Annotated in this window: 25 protein-coding genes; 3 read left to right on the forward strand and 22 right to left on the reverse strand. The window is 65.9% G+C overall.

Annotation, left to right across the window (positions count from 1 at the left end; all coding sequences use genetic code 11):
• Positions 1-153 precede the first annotated feature (153 nt).
• On the reverse strand, positions 154-1,368 hold the full coding sequence (locus AC07VH_RS20890; protein WP_494787864.1) for a BaiN/RdsA family NAD(P)/FAD-dependent oxidoreductase: 1,215 nt from the start codon (positions 1,366-1,368) through the stop codon (positions 154-156).
• Positions 1,369-1,424: 56 nt separating this feature from the next.
• On the reverse strand, positions 1,425-2,417 hold the full coding sequence (gene ybiB, locus AC07VH_RS20895; RefSeq protein ID WP_494787865.1) for a DNA-binding protein YbiB: 993 nt from the start codon (positions 2,415-2,417) through the stop codon (positions 1,425-1,427).
• A gap of 160 nt (positions 2,418-2,577) precedes the next feature.
• On the opposite strand from ybiB, the gene AC07VH_RS20900 reads away from it, so the two are divergent.
• Both AC07VH_RS20900 and AC07VH_RS20905 read left to right on the forward strand, forming a co-directional pair.
• A complete protein-coding gene (locus tag AC07VH_RS20900; RefSeq protein ID WP_494787866.1) occupies positions 2,578-3,255 on the forward strand; it encodes a hypothetical protein in 678 nt (225 codons plus the stop codon).
• 150 nt (positions 3,256-3,405) lie between these two features.
• Complete coding sequence (locus AC07VH_RS20905; protein ID WP_102294162.1) at positions 3,406-4,467, forward strand: 3-deoxy-7-phosphoheptulonate synthase; 1,062 nt, start codon at positions 3,406-3,408, stop codon at positions 4,465-4,467.
• Positions 4,468-4,632: 165 nt separating this feature from the next.
• Here AC07VH_RS20905 and AC07VH_RS20910 read toward each other — a convergent pair whose 3' ends face one another.
• A complete protein-coding gene (locus tag AC07VH_RS20910) occupies positions 4,633-5,040 on the reverse strand; it encodes a nitrite reductase (NAD(P)H) small subunit (protein ID WP_475417352.1) in 408 nt (135 codons plus the stop codon).
• 210 nt (positions 5,041-5,250) lie between these two features.
• Between AC07VH_RS20910 and tsaD the strand changes: the two genes are divergently transcribed.
• Positions 5,251-6,291, forward strand: a complete 1,041-nt coding sequence (tsaD, locus tag AC07VH_RS20915; protein WP_070287772.1) for a tRNA (adenosine(37)-N6)-threonylcarbamoyltransferase complex transferase subunit TsaD — start codon at positions 5,251-5,253, stop codon at positions 6,289-6,291.
• Here the strand turns inward: tsaD and eutC are convergent, their stop codons facing one another.
• The 19 genes from eutC to AC07VH_RS21010 all read right to left on the reverse strand — a co-directional run bounded on the left by eutC (position 6,292) and on the right by AC07VH_RS21010 (position 26,195).
• On the reverse strand, positions 6,292-7,065 hold the full coding sequence (eutC, locus tag AC07VH_RS20920) for an ethanolamine ammonia-lyase subunit EutC (protein WP_494787867.1): 774 nt from the start codon (positions 7,063-7,065) through the stop codon (positions 6,292-6,294).
• An 8-nt stretch (positions 7,066-7,073) separates the two neighbouring features.
• A complete protein-coding gene (locus AC07VH_RS20925; protein WP_494787868.1) occupies positions 7,074-8,462 on the reverse strand; it encodes an ethanolamine ammonia-lyase subunit EutB in 1,389 nt (462 codons plus the stop codon).
• A gap of 43 nt (positions 8,463-8,505) precedes the next feature.
• Positions 8,506-9,969, reverse strand: coding sequence for a TIGR01777 family oxidoreductase (locus tag AC07VH_RS20930; RefSeq protein ID WP_494787869.1), 1,464 nt, complete (start codon positions 9,967-9,969; stop codon positions 8,506-8,508).
• Positions 9,966-10,607, reverse strand: a complete 642-nt coding sequence (locus AC07VH_RS20935) for a DUF4166 domain-containing protein (RefSeq protein ID WP_494787870.1) — start codon at positions 10,605-10,607, stop codon at positions 9,966-9,968. Before AC07VH_RS20935 ends, AC07VH_RS20930 begins: the two co-directional genes overlap by 4 nt.
• Positions 10,604-11,167, reverse strand: a complete 564-nt coding sequence (locus AC07VH_RS20940) for a GbsR/MarR family transcriptional regulator (protein WP_494787871.1) — start codon at positions 11,165-11,167, stop codon at positions 10,604-10,606. The genes AC07VH_RS20935 and AC07VH_RS20940 overlap by 4 nt, the downstream gene beginning before the upstream one ends.
• Before the next feature lie 67 nt (positions 11,168-11,234).
• Complete coding sequence (locus AC07VH_RS20945) at positions 11,235-12,341, reverse strand: fatty acid desaturase family protein (RefSeq protein WP_494787872.1); 1,107 nt, start codon at positions 12,339-12,341, stop codon at positions 11,235-11,237.
• Entirely contained in the window at positions 12,338-13,453 is a 1,116-nt protein-coding gene (locus AC07VH_RS20950; RefSeq protein ID WP_494787873.1) for a sterol desaturase family protein, read from the reverse strand. The genes AC07VH_RS20945 and AC07VH_RS20950 overlap by 4 nt, the downstream gene beginning before the upstream one ends.
• Positions 13,450-14,073 (reverse strand): phosphatase PAP2 family protein, encoded by a 624-nt coding sequence (locus tag AC07VH_RS20955; RefSeq protein ID WP_494787874.1) that lies wholly within the window; start codon positions 14,071-14,073, stop codon positions 13,450-13,452. Before AC07VH_RS20955 ends, AC07VH_RS20950 begins: the two co-directional genes overlap by 4 nt.
• Before the next feature lie 11 nt (positions 14,074-14,084).
• The gene (locus AC07VH_RS20960; protein ID WP_494787875.1) at positions 14,085-15,407 is read right to left on the reverse strand and encodes a F390 synthetase-related protein; all 1,323 of its coding nucleotides are present in this window, start codon (positions 15,405-15,407) and stop codon (positions 14,085-14,087) included.
• Positions 15,404-16,234 (reverse strand): MBL fold metallo-hydrolase, encoded by an 831-nt coding sequence (locus tag AC07VH_RS20965; RefSeq protein ID WP_475417341.1) that lies wholly within the window; start codon positions 16,232-16,234, stop codon positions 15,404-15,406. Before AC07VH_RS20965 ends, AC07VH_RS20960 begins: the two co-directional genes overlap by 4 nt.
• Positions 16,227-17,264, reverse strand: coding sequence for an NAD-dependent epimerase/dehydratase family protein (locus tag AC07VH_RS20970; protein WP_494787876.1), 1,038 nt, complete (start codon positions 17,262-17,264; stop codon positions 16,227-16,229). Before AC07VH_RS20970 ends, AC07VH_RS20965 begins: the two co-directional genes overlap by 8 nt.
• Positions 17,265-17,274: 10 nt before the next feature.
• Complete coding sequence (locus AC07VH_RS20975; protein ID WP_070287756.1) at positions 17,275-18,255, reverse strand: 3-oxoacyl-[acyl-carrier-protein] synthase III C-terminal domain-containing protein; 981 nt, start codon at positions 18,253-18,255, stop codon at positions 17,275-17,277.
• 49 nt (positions 18,256-18,304) lie between these two features.
• On the reverse strand, positions 18,305-19,213 hold the full coding sequence (locus tag AC07VH_RS20980; protein WP_475417339.1) for an ion transporter: 909 nt from the start codon (positions 19,211-19,213) through the stop codon (positions 18,305-18,307).
• An 81-nt stretch (positions 19,214-19,294) separates the two neighbouring features.
• Positions 19,295-21,046, reverse strand: coding sequence for a cation:proton antiporter domain-containing protein (locus tag AC07VH_RS20985; protein WP_475417338.1), 1,752 nt, complete (start codon positions 21,044-21,046; stop codon positions 19,295-19,297).
• 107 nt (positions 21,047-21,153) lie between these two features.
• Positions 21,154-22,398, reverse strand: coding sequence for a metal-dependent hydrolase (locus AC07VH_RS20990; RefSeq protein ID WP_475417337.1), 1,245 nt, complete (start codon positions 22,396-22,398; stop codon positions 21,154-21,156).
• Between the two features lie 102 nt (positions 22,399-22,500).
• Complete coding sequence (locus AC07VH_RS20995) at positions 22,501-24,162, reverse strand: GDYXXLXY domain-containing protein (protein WP_494787877.1); 1,662 nt, start codon at positions 24,160-24,162, stop codon at positions 22,501-22,503.
• Positions 24,159-25,118: a DUF2157 domain-containing protein gene (locus AC07VH_RS21000; protein ID WP_494787878.1), complete on the reverse strand. Its 960-nt coding sequence runs from the start codon at positions 25,116-25,118 to the stop codon at positions 24,159-24,161. The genes AC07VH_RS20995 and AC07VH_RS21000 overlap by 4 nt, the downstream gene beginning before the upstream one ends.
• Before the next feature lie 44 nt (positions 25,119-25,162).
• Positions 25,163-25,453 carry a DUF427 domain-containing protein gene (locus AC07VH_RS21005; RefSeq protein ID WP_475417334.1) on the reverse strand — a complete coding sequence of 97 codons (291 nt, stop codon included), beginning with the start codon at positions 25,451-25,453 and terminating at the stop codon, positions 25,163-25,165.
• Positions 25,454-25,523: 70 nt separating this feature from the next.
• A complete protein-coding gene (locus AC07VH_RS21010) occupies positions 25,524-26,195 on the reverse strand; it encodes a DsbA family oxidoreductase (protein WP_494787879.1) in 672 nt (223 codons plus the stop codon).
• Positions 26,196-26,240 lie beyond the last annotated feature (45 nt).

Raw genomic sequence — 26,240 nt, forward strand, 5'->3', positions numbered from 1 at the left:
AAACCGTTGAGGTGGTGTATAGGAAGAGATAGATAGTAGCAGCTTTTATTCGGAAAGGGAAGCCCCTCCCCACTTGCGTGCGGCATGCAGCCTGAGGTCGCTGCCGGAATGTGGCGTAAACCACGCACCGGTGCTCCCATCCTACAGAGTTGCTTACTGCAAGGCAATACCTGCCGCCACGCCGGAAGCCCAGGCCCACTGGAAGTTGTAGCCGCCCAGCCAGCCCGTCACGTCCACCGACTCGCCGATGAAATACAGGCCCGGCACTTTATTGGCCATCATGGTCTGCTGCGACAGTTCGCGCGTATCGATGCCGCCCCGCGTCACTTCCGCCTTGCGGTAGCCTTCGGAACCGTTGGGCACGATGGACCAGGCATTGATGGCCTGGCCCAGCTTGCGCAGCTGCGCGTCGGGCATGTCGGCGATGCGCGCGTCCGGCGCCAGGCCGTTGGCAGCCAGCAGGCAGTCGGCCAGGCGCTGCGGCAGCCATTGGGCGACGATATTGCCCAGCTGCTTCTTCAGGGTGCCCTTGCCTTCGATCAAGGTCTGCGCCACGTCCACTTCCGGCAGCAGGTTGATGACGATGGGCTCGCCCGGCAGCCAGTAGCTGGAAATCTGCAAAATCGCCGGGCCCGACAGGCCGCGATGCGTGAACAGCAAATCTTCGCGGAAACGCGCACCCGTGGCCTTGCGGCCTTTCAGGCTGCCCGTCTCCACATCCACTTCCAGCGCGATGCCGGACAGTTCCGCGAACGGCGCCCAGCTGGCCGGGTCGAACGTCAGCGGCACCAGGGCCGGACGCGGCTCGACCATCGCCAGATCGAATTGCTTGGCGATGCGGTAGGCAAAGTCGGTGGCGCCGATCTTCGGGATCGACAGGCCGCCCGTGGCGATGACGATGCTGGCCGTCTCGATGTCGCCGCTGTCCGTCTGCAGCACGAAGCCGCCGTCCGCTTGCTGGGCAACATTGTCGATCTTGCACGGCATGCGCCAATGCACACCGCCGGCGGCGCACTCGTCCTTGAGCATGTCGATAATCTGCTCGGCCGATTCATTGCAGAATTGCTGGCCCTTGTGCTTTTCGTGGTAGCCGATCCGGTATTTTTTCACCAGCGCGAGGAAATCCTGCGGCGTGTAGCGCGACAGCGCGCTCTTGCAGAAATGCGGGTTTTCCGAGAGGAAATTTTGCGGGGTGGCGTTGATATTGGTGAAGTTGCAACGCCCGCCACCCGAGATGCGGATCTTTTCGGCCAGCTTGGCCGCGTGATCGATCAACACCACGCGCTTGCCTTGCTGGGCGGCAACAGCCGCACACATCATGCCGGCCGCGCCCGCGCCGATCACTGCCACATCAAATTGTTTTGCCATAAGAATTCCGGTCACCGCTGATTACAAAGACGCCATTGTAAACTGCGGCGGCGCGGCTAGCGCGGCCGTGCCGCAATCTGCCGCGATGCCATCAGGCATTGCTCCACCTGCTCGGCGATCGACGGCGGCACGGGCAGCTCGCCGCGCAGCACGGCCGCGATCCAGGCGGCCGTGGTGGCCGCGTCGCGCTCGGCCGGCAAATGCGGCAGTTCTTCCACCAGCAACTGCTTTTCCACCAGCACCGTGCGCTCGCCGCCGTGAAACCAGTCGATCTGCTGCGCCTTGTTGGCGTTGGCCACCGTTTCGCCCTCCGTGCCGCGCATCAGGAAGGCGTCGCCGCGCGCGGGATCACAGGCGGTCAGGAAATACTCACCGAGCATTTCCAGGTATTCGGGATGCGTGTACGACACCAGGCGCAGGGCGGGCCCGGCGAACGGCTGCATGATTTTCACCAGGGTGTGCGTGGAATTGCGCACGCCCAGCACGCGCCGCAGCGACAGCATGTGCGCCAGGCGCGGCGCCAGCGCGTCGATCGGCAGGAAGGCCGCTTCGCCGCGCGCCATGGCGGCCTCGGCTTGTGCATGGTCGAGCGAGGCGGGCACGCCCAGCGCGGCCAGCACTTCGGCCGTCGTGATGCGGCCCGGGTCGCTGGTCACGCCATGCACGAGCACGGGTGCGTCCGCGCGCGCCAGCAGCAGCGCCAGCAAGGCCGTCAGGTTCGCCATCTTGCGCGCGCCGTTGTAGCTGGGAATGACGATCGGGGCGAACGCGCCTGCCGGCGCGGCCAGCGGGGCGAACGAGGCTTCGGCAGCGTCGAGGAAGCCGGCGATCTCGTCCACGGACTCGCCCTTGATGCGCATGGACAACAAAATGCCGCCCAGTTCCAGGTCCGACACGCGGCCCTCGAGCATGGCGCGGTACAGGGCGCAGGCGTCGTCACGCGTCATGCTGCGCGCGCCGTTCTTGCCGCGTCCTATTTCTTTAATAAAACGCGCGGCGGGAAATGGCTCGCCGGCCACGTCGGTATGGGGGATGGATACAGTCGTCATGGCGCCAGCTTACACGGATTTTTCCCCTTGCAGACGGGCTGGCGGATGCCATAGGCGCCGATGCAACAGTCTTTCCAGCTATTTTTTTGATGAATGTGCTTCGTGCCTGCATCCAAACGCGCCGCCGCTGCGTATAAGACTGCACAGGGGGGAACTCATCATGGAACACGCGATCAAACAGGAAACTGCCTTCGTCGGCATCGAAACGGGCAAGCTGCTGCTGAAAGCCGTGCTGCGCTCGGGCGGCGACGTGCTGTGCAAGGTGCTGGAAAACGATATGGCCGGCTACCGCTGGCTGCGCAGCTGGCTGCAAAGGAACGACGTGCCCGTCATGGGCTTGCGCGTCTGCATGCGCCTCGACGCCCCGTACAGCGAGGCGCCGGCCCGCGCGCTGGCGGACATGGGCATGCTGGTCTGCGACGCCCAGCCCGCGCAACTGGCAGACTATCTGCGCGGCCAAGGCTTGCCCGAGAACGCGGCACACGGCGCCGTGGTGCTGGCCAATTACTGCGAGGACAAACGCCCCGCTGGCTGGACGCCGCCCTCGCCCGCCTACGTGGAACTGCGCCTGTGGCTGCGCCGCCTGCACGCCATCGTAGGCGTGCGCAAGCAGGAGTCGGCGCGCCTCGATACCCATCTGCAGGCTGGCCAGCATGCGCTGCACGCCCTGTTGTGTCAGCAAATCGCCTGCCTGGACGCGCAGATACGCCAGCATGAAACGGCCATCCTCGCGCATGTGCGGCGCCATCCCGGCCTGCCCCGGCCGCCCGAGCTGGCCGGCAACTACCAGCGCATCGCCCGCTACAGCACCGGCGCCAGCCTGGCCGGCGGCCACTGAGCGCCCGGCAGCAAGGGGCCGGCGGCGTGCCGGCCCTGCCATAAAAACAACTCATGCATTCCCGTTTTGGCCCCATCCCCGCCGCCAGGCCGCATTTCCGCTACACTATTGCCTCTTAAAGAACGCAATAGCGAAAGCCGAGCCAGAATCATGAATACGCCAGACATCGAAAATATCAACGTCACCTCTTTCGCGCCCATGCCGACACCGGCCGAACTGCACGCCAAGCTGCCCCTGTCGGAGAGCGCCTTCGACACCGTCAGCCGCGGCCGCGAAGCGCTGCGCAACATCATCGACCGCAAGGACCAGCGCCTGTTCGTCGTCGTCGGTCCGTGCTCGATCCACGACCCCGTCGCCGGCCTCGATTACGCGCGCCGCCTGAAAGCGCTGCAAGAGGAAGTCAAGGATACGATGCTGCTGGTGATGCGCGTGTATTTCGAAAAACCGCGTACCACCACGGGCTGGAAGGGCTATATCAACGACCCGTACATGGACGATTCGTTCAAGGTCAACGAAGGCATGGAAAAGGCGCGCCAGTTCCTGCTCGATGTGTGCGAACTGGGCCTGCCCACCGCCACCGAAGCGCTGGACCCCATCTCGCCGCAATACCTGGGCGACCTGATCGCCTGGACGGCCATCGGCGCGCGCACCACCGAATCGCAGACGCACCGCGAAATGTCGTCGGGCCTGTCGACACCGGTCGGCTTCAAGAACGGCACCGACGGCGACATCAGCATCGCCGTCAACGCGATCCTGTCGTCCGCGCACCCGCACTCCTTCCTGGGCATCAACGGCGAAGGCAACGTCGCCATCGTGCGCACGCGCGGCAACGCGTATGGCCACGTGGTGCTGCGCGGCGGCGACGGCCGCCCGAACTACGATTCCGTCTCGATCGCCATCGCCGAACAGGCGCTGGCCAAGGCCAAGCTGCCCGCCAACCTGGTGGTCGACTGCTCGCACGCGAACAGCTATAAAAAGCCGGAACTGCAGCCGCTGGTGATGGGCGACGTGGTCAACCAGATCCGCCAGGGCAACCGCTCGCTGGTGGGCGTGATGATCGAATCGAACATCGTCGGCGGTAACCAGAAGATCCCGCAAGATCTGTCGCAACTGACCTACGGCTGCTCCGTCACGGACGGCTGCATCGACTGGGACACGACGGCCACCATGCTGCGCGACGCGCATGCGCACCTGCTCAATCGCCCGGCGTAAAATATACCGCCAACAATGTTGTCGGATTACGGCCCTGTGGGCCTAATCCGACCTACCCGGCCGGCCGCGTCAATACGTAGGTCGGCTTAGCGCGTAGCGCGTAAGCCGACACATCACTGCAGACAAAGAACGGCGCCCTGTGCGCCGTTTTTGCTTTTCCCTTCATCACGCCATCTGCACATGCGGCAGTACGGCGAACGATCCCGCCAACGCCTGCTCCGCCTTGCTGGCCGGGATATTCAGTTCATTGACGTCCAGGTAGATGCGCCCGTCCAGGATGCGCACGGCGTACATGCGCGCCATGCCCTGCACGGGCGCCACCAGGCGGCCCGAATCGAGCTCGATGATCCAGCCGTTTTTCGGCCCCATCAGGTTCTTCTCCATCAGCACCCCGTGCGCCAGCGGGCCGCCCAGGCAGGGCACCGTGTCGAGCAGCGCGTAGACCGTATCGTCAGCCGCGCGGAACAGCGCCACGCCGGGCAAATCCTGCCACGCCAGGCCCCGCTGCACCATGCGCACGCCCGCCAGCGGCATGTCCTTCAGGCGGCAAATCATTTTCCATTGTTCCGACATCGCAAGCTCCCTTGAGAAAGGCACACGCCTGTCTAAGCAAGAGCGGTGCCAGTGCCGTTCCAGGCGTAAAGCAGCCGCAATCCCGGGCAAAACCGGCCTGCGGCGCACTGCGCAAGTGCACACTGCCGCCGAAATGGTGCGCTGGCCGCACGGTGGACTGCGCGGCTTTCCTTTACAATGGCGGATTACTCCTCCCTATTCAGTACCTTCATGATTGTTCTTGGCGTCGAATCCTCCTGTGACGAAACTGGCCTGGCCTTGTACGACACGCAACGCGGCCTGCTGTCGCACGCCCTCTACTCGCAAGTAGCCATGCACGAGCAGTACGGCGGCGTGGTGCCGGAACTGGCGTCGCGCGACCATATCCGCCGCGCCATCCCGCTGCTCGAAGAGACCCTGACGAAGGCCGGCATCGGCCTGTCCGAAATCGACGCCATCGCCTACACGCAAGGGCCGGGACTGGCCGGCGCGCTGCTGGTGGGATCGTCCGTGGCCTGCAGCCTGGGCCTGGCCATCAACAAGCCGGTGCTGGGCATCCACCACCTGGAAGGCCATTTGCTGTCGCCGCTGCTGGCGTCCGAGCCGCCGGAATTCCCCTTCATCGCGCTGCTGGTATCGGGCGGCCACACGCAACTGATGCGCGTCGATGGCGTGGGCCAGTACACGATGCTGGGCGAAACCCTGGATGATGCGGCCGGCGAGGCATTCGACAAGTCGGCCAAGCTGCTGGGACTCGGTTACCCGGGCGGTCCCGCCATTTCGCGCCTGGCCGAATTCGGCGACCCGCTGGCGTATAAGCTGCCGCGCCCCATGCTGCACTCGAAGGATTTCAACTTCAGCTTTTCCGGACTGAAGACGGCCGTGCTGACCGTGGTGAAAAACCATGAAGAAAAAGTCATCGCCAATATCTGCGAGCAGGACAAGGCGAACATCGCGCGCGGCTTCGTCGACGCCATCGTCGACGTGCTGACCGCCAAATGCGTGTCGGCCCTCAAGCACACGGGCTTGAAGCGCCTGGTGATCGCCGGCGGCGTGGGCGCCAACGCGCAGCTGCGCGCTTCGCTCAATGCGGCCGCCGCCAAGAAGCGTTTCAAGGTGTATTACCCGGAGCTGGAATTCTGTACCGACAACGGCGCCATGATCGCCTTTGCCGGCGCCATGCGCCTGCAGATCAACCCGGCCGCCGCCAAGCACGATTACTCGTTCAACGTGCGCCCGCGCTGGCCGCTGGACGAAATCCGCGAAGTCTGATCACGCCAGCAGGAAGTTGCGCGCGCCCGCCAGGGCCGCGCCCTCTTCCACCGTCTCATCCTTCAATGCCACGCCCGACAACTGCCGGCTGAACGCCTGCGACAGCAGGTAGTGCAGCCGGTACGCGGCCGGCGCATACGCCAGCCCTTCCGGGCGCACGTTCGAGATGCAGTTGCGGCGCTCGTCCAGCAAGCCTGCCTTGGGCGCCCACGTCAGGTACAGGCCCAGGCTGTCCGGGGAACTCAAGCCCGGCCGCTCGCCGATCAGCACCAGCACTGCCCGCGCTTTGATCAATTCCCCCACCTCGTCGCCGACGGCCACGCGTCCCTGCGCCACGATGTGCACGGGCGACAGCGTCCACGCTTCCAGCGCCAGCCGTGCGCGCAGGGCGGCCAGGAACGGCGCCGCGTGGCGTTGTATCGCCAGCGCCGACAGGCCATCGGCCGCCACCAGCGCCAGATCCACTCCCGTCGTCCCTGCGGCCAGCCGCGCCCGTGAAGCGTCGTCGAGCCGGCGCCCCAGGTCGGGGCGCTGCAGGTAGTCGGCGCGCGTGGCGGCGGCGCTGTGCAGCTGCACGCAGGCTTGCCCCTGCGCGGCCAGGGCGCTTGCCAGCGCTTCGCCATCGAGGGCCAGGTGCACGGCGTCGCGCGCCTGCGCATGGGCCAGCTGGAACGCCAGCTGCGCGCGGGTCGGCACGCTCACGCCGCGGCGCCCCAGCGCGATGCGCGCCGCCGTATGGGCGCGCAGCGTTTGCCACGGGGTTTTCTCGTCCATGTATCCTCCTAATCTTCCAGGCGCAGCAGGGCCGCCTGGAAGGCCGGCGCCAGCGCCACGTTCAGATTTCCCCGCGCATCCGTGATCCGCATGCGCACCAGCCAGGCCGCGAATTCGGGCGCGGGGCGCAGGCCCAGCACGCGGCGCGCATACAGGGCGTCGTGGAACGAGGTGCTCTGGTAGCCGAGCATGATATCGTCCGCGCCCGGCACGCCCATGATGAAATTGCAGCCGGCCACGCCCAGCATGGTCAACAAGGCGTCCATGTCGTCCTGGTCCGCTTCCGCGTGGTTGGTGTAGCACACGTCGCAGCCCATGGGCAAACCCAATAACTTGGCGCAGAAATGGTCTTCCAGCCCCGCGCGCATGATCTGCTTGCCGTCGTACAGGTATTCGGGGCCGATGAAGCCCACCACCGAATTGACCAGCAGCGGGGAATACGCGCGCGCCACCGCATATGCGCGCGCCTCGCACGTCTGCTGGTCCATGCCGTGGTGGGCGCCGGCCGACAGGGCGCTGCCCTGCCCCGTCTCGAAATACATGACGTTGCTGCCCACCGTGCCGCGTCCCAGCGACAGGGCCGCCGCCTGCCCCTCGGCCAGCAGGGCCAGGTCGATGCCGAAGCTGCGGTTGGCTGCCTGCGTGCCCGCCACCGACTGGAACACCAGGTCGACGGGCGCGCCGCGGCGGATCGCTTCGAGCGTATTGGTAATGTGCGTCAGCACGCAGGACTGCGTGGGAATCTGATATTGATCGATGACGGCGTCGAGCAGCTGCAGCAGCGAAACCACCTGCGCCACATTGTCGGTGGCGGGATTGATGCCGATCACGGCGTCGCCGCTGCCCAGCAGCAGGCCGTCGAGGACGGAGGCGGCGATGCCCGTGGCGTCGTCCGTCGGGTGGTTCGGCTGCAGCCGCGCGGACAAACGCCCTTCCAGCCCCAGGGTATTGCGGAAAGCCGTGACGACCCTGCACTTGCGGGCCACCAGCACCAGGTCCTGCAGGCGCATGATTTTTGAGACGGCGGCCGCCATTTCCGGCGTGATGCCGGCGGCCACCTGCGACAGCACCTGCGTATCCGTCGCGTCGTCCAGCAGCCAGTCGCGAAAGTCGCCTACGCACAGGTGGGAAATCGGCGCAAAGGCGGCACGCTCGTGGCTATCGATGATCAGGCGCGTGACTTCATCGTCTTCGTACGGCACCAGCACCTCATTGAGGAAGGCCGACAGCGGCACGTCCGCCAGCGCCAGCTGCGCCGCCACCCGCTCGCGCGCGCTGGCGGCCGCCACGCCGGCCAGCACGTCGCCCGAACGCAGCGGCGTGGCCTTGGCCAGCAGCTCCTTCAGGCTGGCGAACTGGTAAACATGGCTGTCTATCGTATGGCTGAAGCGGGGCATAGATTGTGCTCCAAGGCATCCCAATGGCCCATTCTACGCCAGGCTACAGGCTGCGCAGCGCCCCTTCCAGCTGCGGATAGCGGAAGACAAAACCGTCGGCCAGCAGGCGGCGCGGGGCGACCCGCTGGCCTTCCACCAGCAAGTCGGCCTGCTCGCCCAGCAAGGCGCGCATGACAAAGGCCGGCGTGGGCACGACGCTGGGGCGGTGCAGCACGGTGCCCGCCACTTGGGCAAAGCGGCGCTGTTCGATGGCTTCCGGCGCGCAGAAGTTATACGGACCATTCACGGCACCCTCTTCGCTGCGGCGCGCCACATGGGCGATGGCGCGGATGACGTCGCGCACATGCACCCACGTGACCCACTGCCTGCCGCTGCCCAGCGGGCCGCCCGCGCCGAAGCGTATCGGCAGCAGCATCTGCGGCAGCGAACCCTGGTGGCCGAAGACGAGGCCGAAGCGCATGCAGCCCACCTGCACGCCATATTGCTCCGCCTGGCGCGCGGCCGCTTCCCACTCCTGGCACAGCTGCGACATGAAGATGGCTTGCGGCGCGCTCTCCTCCGTCAATTCCGTCGCATCGTCCTGCGGCTGCACGCCGTAGTAGCCGATGGCCGACGCCGACAGCAGTACCCTCGGCTTGTGCTGCGCGCGGGCGATCCACGCCACCAGATCCTGCGTCAGCGCCACGCGGCTGCGGCGCAGGGCCGCCTTGCGCGCGTCCGTCCAGCGCTTGCCGACGATGCGCGCGCCGGCCAGGTTGACCACCATGTCGATGCGCTGCGCATCAGCCAATTCATCGAACGACCGGATGCAGCGTACCTGGCCATCGAAGGTCCATGCGGCCTGCTTGGGCTGGCGCGTCAGCACCGTCACCGCGTGGCCGTCGGCCAGCAAGGCGCTGACCAGCTGCTGGCCGATGAAACCCGTGGCGCCCGTCACCAGCACGGATTGCGGCGCGGCGGCAAAGCGTAGATGCTCCTCTTGCTCTTGCTGCTCCTGCACCTTGCGCCGGCCCAGCTGCCACACGGCATACGCGTCGCGCAGGCCGGACAAGCCCACGCCCACGCCGCACAGGGCGAGGAAGACGCTGAGCCAGCCGTACGGCTGCCACACGAGGGCCGTCGGCAAGGTCGCCCAGTCGCTGCTGTTCAGGGCCAGCAGGGCGATGAAGGCGCCCGCGTTGATTGCCAGCACCGTGTGCGTGACCCGCTCCGTGGCGGGCAAGAGGCGGGTTTGATCTTCCACGACGAAATCCCACAGGGTCAGCACGATTTCCACGCCAAACACGATGACCAGCACCCAGGCCCAGGCGCCATGCCACTCCCAGGCCGCCAGGCCCACGAACAGCAGGCTGTAGATCAGCGCACGCGTGGCGTGGATGGTCAGTTCCAGCCGCGCCGAGGCCTTTTGCGGCAGCGCTTCCGTGATTTCATGGTGGTAGATGGTGTCGAAGGCGCCCAGGCAGCCTTGCGCCGCCATCAGTTGCAGGGCCAGCAGATGCGTATTCATGGTGTCTCCTTCATTTCCGGCGCGGCGGATTCGCGGAACACGCCGACCTGGGTAAACGTGGTGCCGAACAGGGCGTGGCGGATCTCGATGCGGATGTTGAACTGCTGCGGCGTGTCGTTGCGGTGGCACAGATAGGTCTTGCCGGGCGTGAGCACGCCGGGCAGCGGCATGCGCCAGCCGAAAAGATCCCAAAAATAGCCGTCGCTGGTGAAATGCAGGTTGCCATCTTCCACGTGCAGCACCAGCTTCATGCCCAGCCCCATGCCCACGTATTCGAGCACTTCACCTTGTTCGCTTTCGGCCATGTAGGAGGTGAAGCGGATGGGCGCGCGACCATGCAGGCGATAGGTGCGCTGCTTGAAGATGAAGGGGCAGCCGGGGCGCGAATACACTTCGATATCGACGGGGAAGTCGTGGTCGTCATGCGGGATCAGGGCGCCGTCGATGAAGGGGCGCGTGAGCCAGCCCAGCACCTTGCCCAGGCGCGAGCTGGTGAGTTCACTGAGCTCGCCCCGGTAGTACAGGGGCTGGCCCGGCGCGGGATTTTTCTCGAAGCGGCGGCGGATGTCCGGGTGCAGGGTCAGCCACCGCTCGCCCATGACCTTCTTGAACAATTCTCCTTCGGACGGGCCGTTCATGCTTTTCCCGGCCTGCCCGGCTTGCCCGGCTTGTCGTCCGGGCTGAGGAACTTGGCCACCTTGCCGCCCATCGACAGCATGCGCTGCAGGGTCGCCGGCGGCAGGTTCTTGTAGTCGCTGTAGGTGGCGCTGAGCATTTCCAGGAAAGCCAGCACTTCGCCCATGCGCGCCAGCGTTTCTGGCGGTATCGCCGCATCCTGTTCGCCCTCGATCGCGCACTCGCGCAGCACCGTCAGGGTGGGGTCGATCTCGCGCCGCTTGCGCTCCTCCATGATGACGCGGAAGATTTCCCATACATCCTGCAGGGCAACGAAATGGTCGCGCCGGTCCCCCATCACGTGCGTGATGCGCGCCAGGCCCCAGCTTTGCAATTCCTTCAGGCTGTTGCTGACGTTCGAGCGGGCCACGTTCAGGCTGGCCGCGATGTCTTCCGCCGTCAGCGGTGCATTCGCCAGGAACAGCAGCGCGTGGATCTGCGCCACCGTGCGGTTGACGCCCCAGCGGGTGCCCATTTCACCCCAGTGCAAAATATACTTTTGCGTGGTCGGACTCAATTCCATGATTTTCTCTTATTTCTGTTGTTACAGAAATGTAAGACGAAACAGAAAACCAGTCAAGCGCGATTCGTCAGGACTGGGCGGGCGGCTGGCCCATGGCGCGCAGAAATTGCTGCTGCGAGGCGTGCAGCTGGCCGTAACCGAGTTCGCGGTAGACGAGGCCGTGGCGCGGCGCCAGTTCGGCCAGGATGCGCGCCAGCGCCGGGTAGTGGCGGTGGTTCCAGGTGGGGAACAGATGGTGCGTCAGGTGCAGATTCAATCCGCCGAGCCAGTAGCCGAGCCAGCGCAGCGCGCGCGGTTTCGGCGTCCAGTCGCAGGCCGTATAAAACGTGTGCTGGTACCAGTCATGCGGCAGTGTGCCGTCCTGCCCCGGCTGGAAGAATTCCACTTCAGCCCAGTGCGTGCCGAGGATCAGCGCCACCAGCGCGCACGAGGCGAGCATCTGGCCCACGAAATACGCGCCCAGCACCACGCCCCAGCCGATGCCGTGCTGCTGCAGCACCCACATGGGCAGCGCCAGCACCAGCGCCACGTGGCCCAGCTTCCAGCCCAGGAAGGACATCCAGCCGCGCCAGCCCTGCAAGCGGCTGTGCGCGGCGACGGGCGTCTTGCCGAAGCGGTCCAGCCAGTCGCCATACCAGTTCAGATACGGCAGCGACAGGGCCGCCACCACGGGCCAGTACAGGTATTGATAGCGGTACTGGGGCGACCAGCGTTGGAACGGCGTCTGGCGCAGGAAGGGGTTCGGTTCCGTGTCGAGGTCATAGCCTTCCACGTTCGCATACGTGTGATGGAAATGCACGTGGCGGATGGTCCAGAAATCCGTGTCCACGCCCACGGGCAAGCCCACCAGGCGGATCAGGATGCGATTCAGGCGTCCCTGGCGGAAGACGGCGCTGTGGGCCGCATCGTGCAGGGTATTCATGGCCAGCGCCATGGCCGCCACCAGGCAGGCGACATAGCTGGCGACAAACGGCCAGGTGCTGCCGGCGCTCAAGGCCAGCGCATACAGCCCCGCCGTCAGCGCGGCCAGGAAGACGGTTTTCGCATGCAGGCGCCAGTCGCCGAAGCGGTGCTTTCCTTGGGCCGCCAGGTAGGCGTCGGCGCGCGCGCGCAGTTCGCGGCGGAAGGCGGAATCGCGGGCGGGCTGGAAGCGCAGCGGGGGAAGCTGGCTCACGCGCGCGTCCCCGCCGCGGCCGGCCACCACAGGCGGCGCGCGCCGTCGAGGCCATGCGCCAGCAGCGCGGCAAGGAACACCATGCCCCACACGTCGCGCGCGCCATACCAGCCGAGGAACAGCACGGGCATGGTCACGGCGATGGCCACCCAAGCGATGGCGCCCCAGCGGCGCGCGTCCGACAGGCCGCCCAGCGCCAGGGTGCCGCCAAAGATCAGCGCGAACAGGATGGCTTGCTGCGCGCCGGCCAGCACCGCTTCGTGATTGACGTAATAGATCACCAGGCCAAACAGAATCACGCCGCCGATACCGATGAACAGCTCGGGCACCTCGAAAGTGCCGCGCGACTGCCAGTGGGGAAAGCGCGCGCGCAGCCACTTGAACAGTTTGCCGTTGCTGGCCAGCAGGGGATTATGCGTTTGCGTCATGCCCTTCACGCCATAGCGCATTTCCACGCCCTCGAGTTCGGGCTGAAAGCTGCCGAACAGCCTGTCCCACAGCAGCAGGGTGCCGCCGAAATTGCGGTTGATGTAGCGTTTATCGGTGCCATGGTGCACGCGGTGGTGCGAGGGCGTGACCATGAAGCTATCGAGGATGCCGGACTTGTTCACCAGCGCATTGTGGTTGTAGAACTGCACCGTGTAATGCAGGGATGAGACGACGAGGAAGATTTCCAGCGGCACGCCCAGCACGGCCAGGATGGCGATGAACGGGAAATTCGTCAGCGACGAGTACCAGGAATTGCGCACGCCCAGCGACAGGTTGAAATGCTCGCCCTGGTGGTGCACCACGTGCACGGCCCACAGCAAGGGGATCTTATGGTGCAGCCGGTGCATCCAGTAAAAGCACAAATCCCAGGCAAAGAATGCGAACACCCATTGCGCCACCACGGGCCACTGGTCGACGATGTGCAGGTTCACATGGCGCAGCAGCAGGGCGAAGGCCGCCACTTCCACGCCGCGGAACACCCACATCAGGATGTGGCCGGAATTGAGGTTGAAGATCACGTCCTTCCACGGCACCGGGGTCTTGCGCACCCATTTGAGGATCAGCAGTTCAGCCAGCACGAAGGCCAGCATGACAAGGAAAGAGAGGGCAAAGGGGTTCATCATGATGCGGTTTCAGTGGAAATGGCGCGGCGAGCCGTCCAGAATACCTGCATTTTCGCCAGCATGCCGCCCGCCACGCCGACAGCCAGGCCGGCGGCCAGGTCGATGCTCACGTGCCGGCGCAGCGCGATGATGGCGTAGCAGATCGCCACGCCCAGCACCAGGGCCAGCGCGGAGCGCAGCAGGCGGCGCCTGTCGCACAAGGCCCACACGCACAGCAGGGTCAGGGCGCCATGCAGCGAGGGCAGGCAGTTTTGCGCGGAGTCCGCCGCCTGCAGCAGGCGCAGCGCCTGCGTGCTCCAGGCGGCACCGTCGCCCACGGGCGGATATGCGAGCGTGGTCGGATACAGCAGGAAGACCACGCCGCAGGCCAGCGCGGAAAGCGCCATGGCGCGCGCCAGCCAGCGCACGCGGGCCGCATCGGCCGCCAGGTAGGCGTAGGGGATCAGGATGAAGAACGACAGGTACAGCCAGATGGCGGCATCCGTGTAGGGAATGGCGCGGTCGAGCGCCGTTTCCGGCAGGAGCACGCCCTGCCCTTGCAGCACGTCGCTGGAAAAATACACGAGGCCGACGCTGCCCCAGCCGGCCAGCAAATGCAGCAGGCGGCAGCGTACACTCATGGGAGAAGGATTCATGCAGTCGCAAGGCGCCGGATGCGGCGCCGTTTCATGGTGGGGTCAAAGGGAGGCAATTCGCCGCTCGTCGTCCAGGCCAGGCTGTCGACGGCCACGCCCAGGCCGCGCAGCACCGTTGCCAGGTGATCGCGCAAGGCAGCCAGGCCAGCGTCGTCGAGGGCCGCGTGCAGCTGCAAGGCGCTGTCGCCCGACTGCAGCAGGCGGTAATCGGCGTCCGCCGGCAAGGCTTGCGCGAAGGCCCGCGTCAAGACGTCGGCAAACACGGCGACGGGAGCGCCGCCGTTCGCCGACAACATGGATGCTAGGGATGGCAAGGATGGCAAAAGCAGCATGTCGTCGCAGCGCCCTTCAATGCCATCGATGGCGCGCGTGGCGCGGCCGCACGGGCATGGCGTGGCGCGCGCGACCAGGATGTCGTCGAGGCGGTAGCGCACGATGGGCTGCGTGATGCGCGTGAAATCCGTAATCACGGGCACGAAACGGCGTTGCTCCGCATCGAGCCATTGCGGTTCGATGTGCACGTATTCCTCGTTCAGGTGCAGCACGCCGTGTTCGCAGCTGCTGGCGAGGAAACCCTCGGTGGCCTGGTAGATTTCATGCACGGCGCCGAACGCCTGCACGATCAGCGCGCGGTCCTGCGCTTCCAGCACTTCGGCCACGGAGATGACTTTTTTCGGCGCCAGCGCCAGGCTGCCATCGATGACGCGCAGCGCCAGCTGGCGCAGCACCTGGGCCGGCGCGACGATGACGGAAGGTTGATAGCGCGCCAGCTGCGCGCACAGGCTGTCGAACGGTGCGAACAGGTCGTAGAAGGCAAAGGTCAGCCACGGCGAGCGCACGGCCGTGTACAGATTGCTGTTCGCGCGCAGGAACAGCGCCACCTTTTCGCCGGAAAACAGGCCGTCAGGCAGCGCCTTGGCCAGCATCACGCCCGCCCATTGGGCCTTTTCGCGGGGGCTGACGGTAAACACGGCACGCCGCGACGACGTGCCCGACGACAGGCCCACCGTGATGTCGCCCACGGCCGGCGTAAAGTCGCGGCTATGCTCGGCCGCCATGGCCGCATCCATCGCCTGCGCCAACGTGATTCCCTCGGTATTCATGGCATCGAAATGCTCGAGCATCAGCGCCTTGTTCATCGTCGGCCACTGCGCCAGCGACAGCTTGCGGAACGGCGCAAAATACGTGCTGCGGGCGCACAGCACCTCGATGAAACGGGCCAGCTGCTTGTGCTGGTAGGCGTCCAGCTGCGCGCGGTCGGCAAAACGCAGGCGGCGCGTGCGCCAGTACGACAGCAACAGCCAGACAATACGCTTCACGGGCGGCCCGCCACTGGCAAATAATCGTTGGTATCTTCATGCGTGATGCGGATCTGCGCCTGGCCCGACTGGTGCAGCTGGTGCAGGCGGTTCAACGTCTCATAATACGGCGCGCGCTTGTGCTGGATGAGGAAGGACAGTTCGGACGGTCCGCGCAGCTGCTGGAAACTTTCCGGCACCCAGGCCGCGTCCGACGCCAGCAGGGTCCAGCCGCCGTCCTGCAGCACGAAGGCGCCGATATGCCCGATGGCGTGGCCGGGCAAGTCGACGATGTAGATCTCGCCCGTGCCGCTGACGTCGCGCCCGTGCGTGAACGGCAGCAAGGCGGCCGGCAAGGCCGTCTCGGGCACGCTTTCGACAAATGCCAGGCGGTCAGCGATATCGTTTGGCAGCAGCTCGGGCACGAAGGCCTGGCGCACGGCGGCCACGCCGGACAAACCCCGCACGGCGTCCCAGCCCGTTTTGGAGGCCATCAGCCGCGCGCCGGGAAAGTCGCGCAGGCCGGCGATATGGTCGGCGTGAAAGTGCGACAGCAGCAAGGTGTGGATATCGCCGGGCGATACGCCATGCGCGCGCAGCTGGCCGTGCAGCGACTCATTCTCGTCGAACGCAATCGGCGTCACCCACGCGTACATGCGGTACACGCCTTTCGACGTGGCGGCGCGGAAGTGTTCGGCGTATCCGGTGTCCCACAGGTACAGGCCCGCGCGCGTCGCTATCAGGTAGGCGCGCGAAGGGAAGCAGCGGCTGGCCAGCCCGCTGCCTTTCAAGACCATGCACGATGGGTGGGTGCAGTGGCCGACGCGAAATGCCGTGATGCTAGCCATTGCGCTCCTTGCCCACCTTGTGCGCCGCCGCTTCCTGGCGCATCCATTGCGCCGTGCGGGCGATGCCGTCCTGCAGGCTGACGACGGGGCGGTAGCCGAGCACCTTGCGCGCCTTGGCGTTATCGAGCGTCATGTCGAAACTGAGCGCGCCGATGCTGTAGGGCGTGAGCGCCGGTTCGCGCCGTGTAAAACGCGAGGCGAACTGCATCAGGCGCGCCGCCAGCGCCAGCACGCGATACGGCACGCTGACGATCTCGAACGGCTGCTGCAGGTGGTCGCAAAACAAGGTGCGCAAAATGTCGCACAGGCGCGCCGGCTCGCCATTCGTGATGTTGAAGGCGGCGCCCGAAGCGATGGTCTTGTGCACGGTGGCCAGCCACATCGCGTGCACGACATTGTCGACATAGGTGACGTCGATGGTGGCCGCGCCGCCATTGGGCAGCGGCAGCTTGCCGCCGCGCTCCCGCAGCACGCGCGCCAGGCGCGGAATCAAGACCTGGTCGTGCGGGCCGAAGATGGCGCGCGGGCGCAGGATCACGCATGTCATGCCGCGGTGGCGGTCGACGCACTCCTGCACCAGTTTTTCCGCCATCGCCTTGGAGCGCGCGTACGCGTTGACGAAGGCATCGGGACGGAAGGTTTCCGGCACCTCGTAGCGGTTGCGGTAATCGAAATAGATGGCCGGGGTGGAGATGTGCACGAAGCGCGCCACGTGCAGGCTGGCGGCCGCGCGCAGCAGCTGGGCCGTGGCCGTGACGTTGGCGGCGATGAAGTCGCGTTCCGCGCCCCACGGCGACGACAGCGCGGCGCAGTGCCAGACGGCGTCCATGCCGCGCACCAGCTCGTCGACCTGGCGCGGGGTGGCTTGCGCCAGGTCGAGCGCCACGAATTGCGCGCCCATGCGTTCCAGTTCGCGGCCCACGGCCGCGTTGCGGCCCGTGGCGCGCACTTCCACGCCCTGCGCCAGCAGGGTGCGCACGGCATTGCGCCCCAAGCCGCCCGTCGCTCCCGTGACCAGAATCCGCCTCATCGCACCACCTTCACAGGTCAAGAATCATGCCGCCGATGGTCAGGCCCGCGGCCGTGCCCATCATCAGCAAACGCTGGCCTGCCACGGCCCGCCCCGTCATCACCGCCTCGTGCAGGGCGGTGGGCAGGGACGCGGCCACCTGGTTGCCATGCGTTTCAAAGATCTTGATGATTTTAGCATCGGGAACGTCGAGGATGCGCGCCGCATGCGCGAGGCCCAGCGGGCTGGCCTGGTGCGGCACGACCACGTCGATTTTATCCAGTCCCGCGCCCGATTCCTGCATGAGTTCCGTCAGGAAATCCGGCATCACCTTGACGGCCAGGCGGAACACGGCCTTGCCATCCATGCGGAACAGGTAGTCGCCCGGTTCGCAGCCGTTGCGGGGGTTGCGCTCGGTACCGCCGCCGCGGATTTCGCAGTAGCGCCGCCCTTCCGGATACGTGCCCATCTTGTAGGCGCGGATGCCGGCGCTGCCGTCGCCCCGCTCGACGATGACGGCGGCGGCGCCGTCGCCAAAGATCATCGACGCTTCCGGCTCGCTCCAGTCGACCCCGCGCGAGGCGAGGTCGGACGAGACGATGGCGATGCGGCGGTAGGCGCCGCCGGCCAGCATGGACGCGGCCACGCGGAAAGCGGCCATGAAACTGAGGCAACTGGCGTTGACGTCGAAGCTTTGCGTGCCTGGCGGCAAACCGGCATGTTCGGCCACGAAGCAGGCCGTATTCGGCAAGGCTTGCTCGGGCACGCCGCAGGCGCAGATCAGCAAGTCGATGTCGGCCGGACGCAGGCTGGCATTCTTCAGCGCGTCGAGCAGGGCGGCGGCGCCCAGCTGGCTTTGCGATTCATCGGGCGCGGCGACAAAGCGCGACAGCACGCCGCTCTTGCGCAGGGTATAGCCGTCCGGATGCCCCAATTTCAGGTCCAGGCTGGCGGAAGTCACACTATGCGACGGCAAGGCTTTGCCCGTCGCGATCAGGCGAACTGGAATCATGTTGGCCTTAACAAAGTAAAGTAAATATGGTCTATGTATGGTCTATGCGCTAATCGCGTGCCAGCGGCGGCAAATCGACCCCGCAGTTCTTGCAGAAATTGGCATCGTCATCGAGCCCTTCTTTCAGACACGTGGGACAGGTACGCGTGGTGACCAGCTTGGAGCTGCGCTGCACCGTCATCTCGGCGCTGATAATGCCGGTAGGCACTGCCAGGATGCCCCAGCCCAGCAGCATCATCAGCGAGGCGATGGTGCGCCCGATATCCGTCTTCGGCGTGATGTCGCCGAAACCGACCGTGGTCATGGTGCTGATGGCCCAGTAAATCGACGTGGGGATACTGCTGTAACCGTTTTCCGGCCCCTCCACGACATACATTACAGTACCCAGCAGAAAGACCACCATCATGACAAAAGACAAGAAAATGAGGATCTTGCGCCGGCTGGCCAGCAAGGCCCGCCCCAGCACCGTGTACTCATGCACATACGAGGTGAGCTTGAGGATACGGAACATGCGCAGCAGGCGCAAAATGCGCACGTCGATCAGCACGTGCGCGCCCGGCAGCAGCAAGCCGATATAGGTCGGCACGATGGCCAGCAAGTCGATGATGCCGAAAAAACTCTTGGCGTAGCGCACCGGATGCTGCAGGCACGACAGGCGGGCGAAATATTCGATGGTAAATAAAATGGTGAAAAACCATTCGAGCGCCGTCAGCCAGGTGCCATAGCGCTCGGCCACGGAGGCGACACTGCTGAGCACGACCACCGTCACGCTGATCAGGATGGCGGCGATCAGCAGCAGGTCGAAGGCGCGGCCCGTGCGCGTTTCCGCCTCGAAAATGACGGTGTACACCTGTTCGCGCCAGCCCCGCTCGGGCTTGCCATATTTCTGTTGCGTTTCCTGCGCGGCAATTTGCTGCGGCGTCAGCGGAGCCGCCCCGCTCTTCGTCGCGGCTTTCATGTGGTTAGTGTGCTCATATACTATTATTGTATAGATAATTGACAAAGCACGGCGACACGCACGTTTGCACTAAGGTTTGCCCTACGACAATTTTTTCGCCAGCAGCACGGCATTGCGCCGGTCGCGCTCCGCTTGCACGATGTCCGTCGTGCGCGCTTCCGACAGGCCCACCGTGTGCAGCACGGTGGCCGTCAGCTGCAGCGCCGACTCCAGCGCCTCGGGCACGACCAGGGTGGCGCCCGCCTGGATCAGGGCCACCGCATGCGCCTCGTCGCGCGCGCGCGCATACACGGGCAGCAGCGGATACTCGCGACGGATCGATTTGACGGCGTGCAGCACGGACGCCGCATGGTCCATCGTCAGCACGACGGCGGCGGCGCGGTCGGCATTGACCTTTTGCAACAGTTCCGCGCGCGACGCATCGCCGAAATACACGGGAAAGCCGCGCGGATGCAGGGTCGTCACCAGGCGCGCATCATTTTCAATCGCCACATACGCGATATCCTGCTCCGTCAGCACCTTGGCCAGCAACTGCCCCACCCGGCCGAAACCGGCGATGATGACGGTGCTGCCCTGCGGCGGCAGCGCGCCGTGCGCCAAGTCGGCCAGTTGATGGTGGTGGCGCCGCTCCCACCAGTTGCCGAAGGCGCGCGCCGCCTTGGCCAGCGCCGGCGTGGCGAACAGGCTCAGGCCCACCACCAGCATGACGAACTGCGCCACCTGCGGGCCGATCAGCTTGGTACCGAGCGCATATGCGACGACGATGAAGGCGAATTCGCCGCCCTGTCCCAGCAGCACGCCCGTTTCCACGGCGCGCCCCCAGTGAAAGCCGCCGAGGCGGAAAATCACGCTGATGACCAGGGTTTTCACCGCAAACAGGCTCAGCACGGCCAAGGGAATCAGGATGGGCGACTTGAGGATTTCGCGCACGTCGATCTGCATGCCCACCGACATGAAGAACAGGCCCATCAGCAAACCCTTGAAGGGCTCGATCGTCACTTCCACTTCGTGGCGAAATTCCGTTTCCGCCAGCAGCAGGCCGGCCAGCAAGGCGCCCAGCGCCATCGACAGGCCCGCCAGATACGTCAGGCCCGCGATGCCCAGGGTGCTGAGCAGGGTCAATGCCATGAACACGTCGGGCTGGCGTTTCTTGACGAAAAACTGGAACAGGGGACGGATCACGCGGCGTCCCAGCAGATAGATCAGCAGGATGGCGCCGGCCGATTTCACGGCCGCAAAGCTGAGCAGGTACGCCAGGTCGTCGCTGCGCCCGCTGGCGAACACGTCGATCAGGATGAACAGCGGCACCACCATCAGATCCTGGAACATCAGAATGGAAAAGCCCGCCTGGCCGGCCGGGGTCTGCAGGGAGCGCTGGTCCGTCAGCAGCTGCATCACCACGGCCGTGGACGACAGCGACAGCACCAGGCCCAGCACGATGGACGCTTCCAGCGACAGGCCGAAGTAATACGCGACGCCGCCGATCAGGCAGGCGCTGACGGCCACCTGCCCCACGCCCGCGCCGAACACCCAGCGCCGCAGCGCCCACAGCCGTTCCGTCGACAGTTCCAGGCCGATCATGAACATCAGAAACATCACGCCCAGCTCGGCCAGGCCGCTGACCTGCTCGGCGCGCACGAACGAAAAATACGTCAGCCACGTGAAGTCGCCTGCCCACAGGCCAAAGCCGAACGGGCCGAACAGGGCGCCCACGGCCAGGAAGCCGAGCACCTGGTTGACCTTCAGGCGTTGCAATAGCGGAATAAAAATCCCGGCCAAGGCGAGAAACAGCAGGGTTTCCCGCAAATACGGTAAGGCGTGTTGCTCTTCCAAGATAATCCTAACTTAATGGCATGCATGCCGAATTTACAATTGTCGCATGCTGGGCGACAGGGAAGTAAGTGCACACACGATATTTTTTCCACAGAGCAACATATCCGCTACTTGCCATCCTCTTTCGGCAACGCCAGCATGTCGGCACGGGGGCGGTCCCAGCCCGGCACGTAGGCGGGACATGGCCGGCCGCGGAATTGCCGCAGTTCCACGGTCGTGAAATTGGGCAACATGCCGGGGTTGAAGCGCACGTCCGTCAGCTTGTCCGCATTCAATCTGGGCATGCGGGCAAAGCGGAACCAGGCGTCCACATAGCAATTTTCTTCCTGCAGCGCACGCATGGCGCCCAGGCTGCCGGCCGCCTGGGCGGAGACGGCGATGCCGGGCGCAAGCTGCCGGCCTTGCTTGCTGGTTTCCGCCAGGCCGGCCGGGCAGGCGGCGGGCGCCAGCGATGCGGGCAGCAGGCTCAGGGTGCCGCGCCGCAAGGTATACACGTCCGTCTTGCTGTCGAGCGAGACATAGATCCAGCACAGGGGGTTGCTGGGAAACGCCGTCATCGCCACGTCCCACACGCGCGTGCCGGGATCGAGCCGCTGCACGGCCGCCTCGATGCGCGTGCGGCCGATGGCCGACGCCACGCCCTGCGTGCCGATAAACGTGGCGGCCAGCGCAAAGGCCAGCAGCAGCGGTCCCCGCCCCCGCTCGCCAGCCCGCCCTTGCAGCACGGCAAGGACCAAGCCCAGCCCCAGCAGCACGGCCAGCGCGGCGGGCGCCAGGTAGGTTTTATAGGTAAAGAAGCACAGGGCCGCCGCCAATCCGGCCAGCAGCACGCTTTTGACGATACCGTAGCGCAATGACATGATCACGGGCACGCCCAGCAGCACCCAGAACATGGGTTCGACAATGAAGACCATGTCGCCATACAGCCAGCGGCTGTTAAACGGGTAAAACGGGTGCAAGCCATAGGAATTGAGGAAATCCATGCCCATGTGCAAGCAAAATCCCAGCAGCAGACAAGCCGCCAGACCGATGCGGGCGGGCACGCTCTCCTTGAGCAAGCGCCGCGCGCCGGGCCACAACAGCCACAGCAGGGCCAGCAACAGCAGCGCCTGCGGCAAGGCCAGCAGCAAGGTATGCGTGTGGCCCCGGTGGTGCAGCATGTAGCCGAACGGACGCGGCAGCAGTCTGGTCAGCACCAGGTCCAGGTCGGGCGCGTTGCTGGCAAACCAGGCCGTAAACAGAAACAGCGCGCGCCGGGTGCGCTGTGCGGGGGCTTGCGGCTCGGGCGGCAGGCTGCGGTGTACCAGTTCGCCGACCCCGAGGCCGATGACCGAATGCGTAATATTATCCATGGGGCAATTTTACAGGATACGGCCACCCCAAGAGCAAAGGCCGGGGTCGTCCCCTCAGGGTACGCCCCCGGATTCTGCCATTGGGTTTGTTCAATCAAGCGGCTACAGCGCCTGTAAATCTTCCCCACGCATGCCCACCAGCAAGGCGCGGCCATCGGGCAGCACGCGGAACTCGCCATAGCGGGCCTTTTCCCAGCGCGCCGCCTCGCCTTCCTTGAAGAACCAGGCATCGCTGACCAGCACCCAGTTGCCATCCTTCGGCGTCAGCTCGAGCAGGAATTCGCCGGGCGCCAGCGCCTCCCTGGTGTACGGGCGCAGCAGTTCGGCCACGCCGCGCGCATCGCGCCGGGCCACCACGAAGGGACGGCCCGGCGCCCGCTCCACGCTGGCCAACGTGGAGAGGACGCCCAGGTTGACGAAATTGAGGCGCATGTAGTCGCCCTGCATCAGCGAGCGGGGATCGACGGGTTCCAGCGCCACGAAGATGGCCTCGCCCTTGGCAATCAATTGCTCCTTCTGCCAGATGCCGCCGTTGGCGACCAGCAGCACCAGCAGCAAGCCGCCCAGCGCACCCAGGCGCAAGAAGCGGCGTTCGACCGCCACGTCCGCCGGCTTGCTTTCCACCAGGTGCAGCACGGCGCCGCGCGTGGCCAGCCACGACAGGGCGCACAGCACGGCGCCGGCCACGGCCAGCAGCGCCGCCTTGCTGGCCAGCGGCCAGGCCAGCTGGTAATAAAAACTGCCGATGATCCACGCCGCCGCCAGCGCGGCGGCCACGGCCACGCGTGTACGCCCGCTCGTCACGCAGTAGGCGAGGATCAGCAGCACGGGCCCCAGCGCCGGCATGAACCACGCCAGCACGATCAGCACCAGCGCCACGCCGATGGCGGGCAACTGGCGCAGCGCCGGCCAGCGCCAGCCCGTCCAGGCGGCGGCGGCCGTGGCCAGCACGAGCGAGACGCCGTTCAACGCTTGCGCATACCAGGCGCCGGCATGGTGCCGGCTCACTTCGCGCGCCACTTCGCCCGTGAAGCCGCCGCCCAAGGCACCGCCCAGCATGAAGGTCATGCCGGACCAGAAGACCAGTCCCAGCAAGATGGCCAGGACCCACCCCGTCGACAGCGATTCCAGGAAGGCGGCGACGGGGGCGCCGCGGCCATCGTTGAAGGCCTGCTTCTGCAGCCAGTGGGCCGCCAGCCAGAGTGCCAGGGCCAGCATCCAGGCCAGATACAGTTGCGTCGGGTCGTTATCGAAGATCCAGTCGCGCGTGCTGTCGACGATGCCCAGCCCCAGCAGGCCGCAGGCGACCAGACCCAGCAGCACGCGCAGCCAGTCGCGCGGCAAGGCGGCGGCCACCACCAGGGTTGCCAGGCACAGCAGCAGCGACGCCGTCTGCGTGGAATAGTCGCGGTACAGGGCATAACCGAGCAAGCCGCCGCCCACCAGCAGGCAGGGCACGGCCAGCTGCTCGACAAACAGCGCCACGCCGCGCGTGCGGATCAGCAGCACGGACACCACCAGCACGATGGCGGCCACGACATACGCGCCGGGGCCGTGGCGCACCACGCTTTCCAGGCCCACGCCCAGCGCGATCATCAGGGGGATGGCGGCAAGCCAGGCGCCGAAGGCCGTCATCAGCACCAGCGGCCACGGCCGTACATCCTGCACGGGGCGGCTGGCGTTGGGCGGCAACAGGCCGGCGCGCGTGGCATCGTCGATCAGGGTGGCGAGCGCATCGTCGCGCTGAATGTTCATCTTGCTCATGCCGCCTCCTGGCGCGTGCGCCACAGAATGCCTTGCACGGTCAGCGCCAGCAGCACGGCGGCCAGCAAGCCCAGCATGGCCAGCGCGCCGACGCCATCGCCATGCCCGTTGAACAGCACGTGCGTCAGCCCTCCCACCAGCAAGGTATTGATACCGAGCGCGACGGCGCTCAGGCCGAACACGTCAAAGTAGCGGCGCGTGGCCAGCAGGACAGCGGCGACGGCCAGCAAGCCGAGACCGGCCCAGTACGGCGATTCGATCTCATTGCCGAACAAGGCACTGACGGCCGTGCCCGTGATGAGGATGGTGGCCAGCACCAGACCCAGGCGCAAGGCCCAGTTGCCCGCGCCCGTCCAGCGCGCCAGCAGGGGCGAGACAAACGCACAGGCCAGCAGCACGGCCAGCCAGCCGCTGACGAAAATGGAGAGATCGGCCGAATCGATGCGCCAGCTGTGGCGCGCATGCGCCTGCATCCACAGGGCGGCGGCCGTGGCCAGCACCAGCATCCACGGCGTCCACAGCACGTCGCTGCGCGCCACCAGGCACAGGGGCAAGGCCAGCACGGCCCACAGGGCGAACAGCTGCCACGGATCGGCGCCCGTCTGGTAGGTCTGGCCGAAATACGCGAACAGGCCGCCGATGGCCAGCAAGGCCATCAGCAGCAGCGGGATGCGCGCCTTGGGCACGGCGAAGGCGCCCACGCAGGCGGCGGCCAGCACGCCTTGCAGCAGGGCAAAGCGGCCCATGCGGCCCAGGTCTTCCCAGTTGGCGGCGACCCAGCAGATCAAGCCCATGCCCAGCAGCGCGGCGCCCAGCACGGCCACGCCGCGCGGCAGCCAGTAGGCCAGGCGCGCCGGTTCGCGCTGGAAGCCGGCCGCTTCCTGCAACTGCCGGGTTTGTTGGGCATCGAGCGCATGGGCCGAGGCGAGCTGGTACACGGCGAGGCGTAAATCCATCGTCTGCTTTCTGTGGGAATGGTGGGAAAATCGCGGGAGTCAGGTCAGCGCCCGACGCTCACGCCGCGCCAGAAGGCGACGTGGCCGGCAATTTGCTTGGCGGCGTCCTTGGGCTGGGGATAGTACCAGGCGGCGTTGGCATTCGTCTGGCCATCGACGACGAGGTCGTAATAGCTGGCCGTGCCCTTCCACGGGCAGACGCTCGTGTGGCTGCTGGGACGCAGGTACTCCTGCGTCACCGCCGACAAAGGAAAATATACATTGTTTTCAACGACTTGCACCTGATCGTCGGCGGCTTGCGCGATGACGGCGCCATTCCAGCTGGCTGTTGGCATTTGACTATCCTCCTTCTGCGCCGAGTGTAGCGCAAAAAGTCTGCCATGGCGCGCGCCATTGGCGCCCCGTTCAGGCGCCGGTGATGATCTGGCGCAAGGCTTGCTCAAACACCTCGGGAGGCTGGCCGCCGGAAATCAGGTGGCGCTCGTTGATGATGACGGCGGGCACCGAATTGATGCCGTTCTGTTGGTAGAAGCGCTCCTGCGCGCGCACCTCGTCCGCATAGGCATCGGACGCCAGCACCTCGGCCGCTTTCGCGGTATCGAGGCCCACCTTGCCCGCCACGTTCAGCAGCACCTCGTGCGAGGACGGATCCTGGCCTTGCGTGAAGTAGGCATCGAACAGCGCCATCTTGAGTTGCTTCTGGCGCCCTTCCAGCCCGGCCCAGTGCAGCAGCCGGTGCGCGTCGAAAGTGTTGTAGATGCGCCCGCGCTTGTCCATCGCAAAGGTAAAGCCCAGCTGTTCGCCGCGCGCGCGGATCGCTTCGCGCGATTGCGCCATCTGTTCGGGAGTGGAGCCGTATTTGCGGGCGATGTGTTCGCCGATATCCTCGCCTTCGGGCGGCATATTGGCGTTCAGCTCGAAGGGCTGAAAGTGGATCTCGGCCTGGACGGTGTCTTGCAACTTGTCCAGCGCCTGCTCCAGCGACTTCAGGCCGATCACGCACCAGGGGCAGGAAACGTCGGAAACGAAATCGATACGGAGGGGAGCGGGTGTGGCGGAGGTGGTGGAAACGGTCATGGTGAGCAGCCTTTGCGCGGGTCGGTGGCGGCCGCACCGCGCGGC

Source organism: Janthinobacterium sp. GW821-FHT03C10 (genome assembly GCF_059420865.1).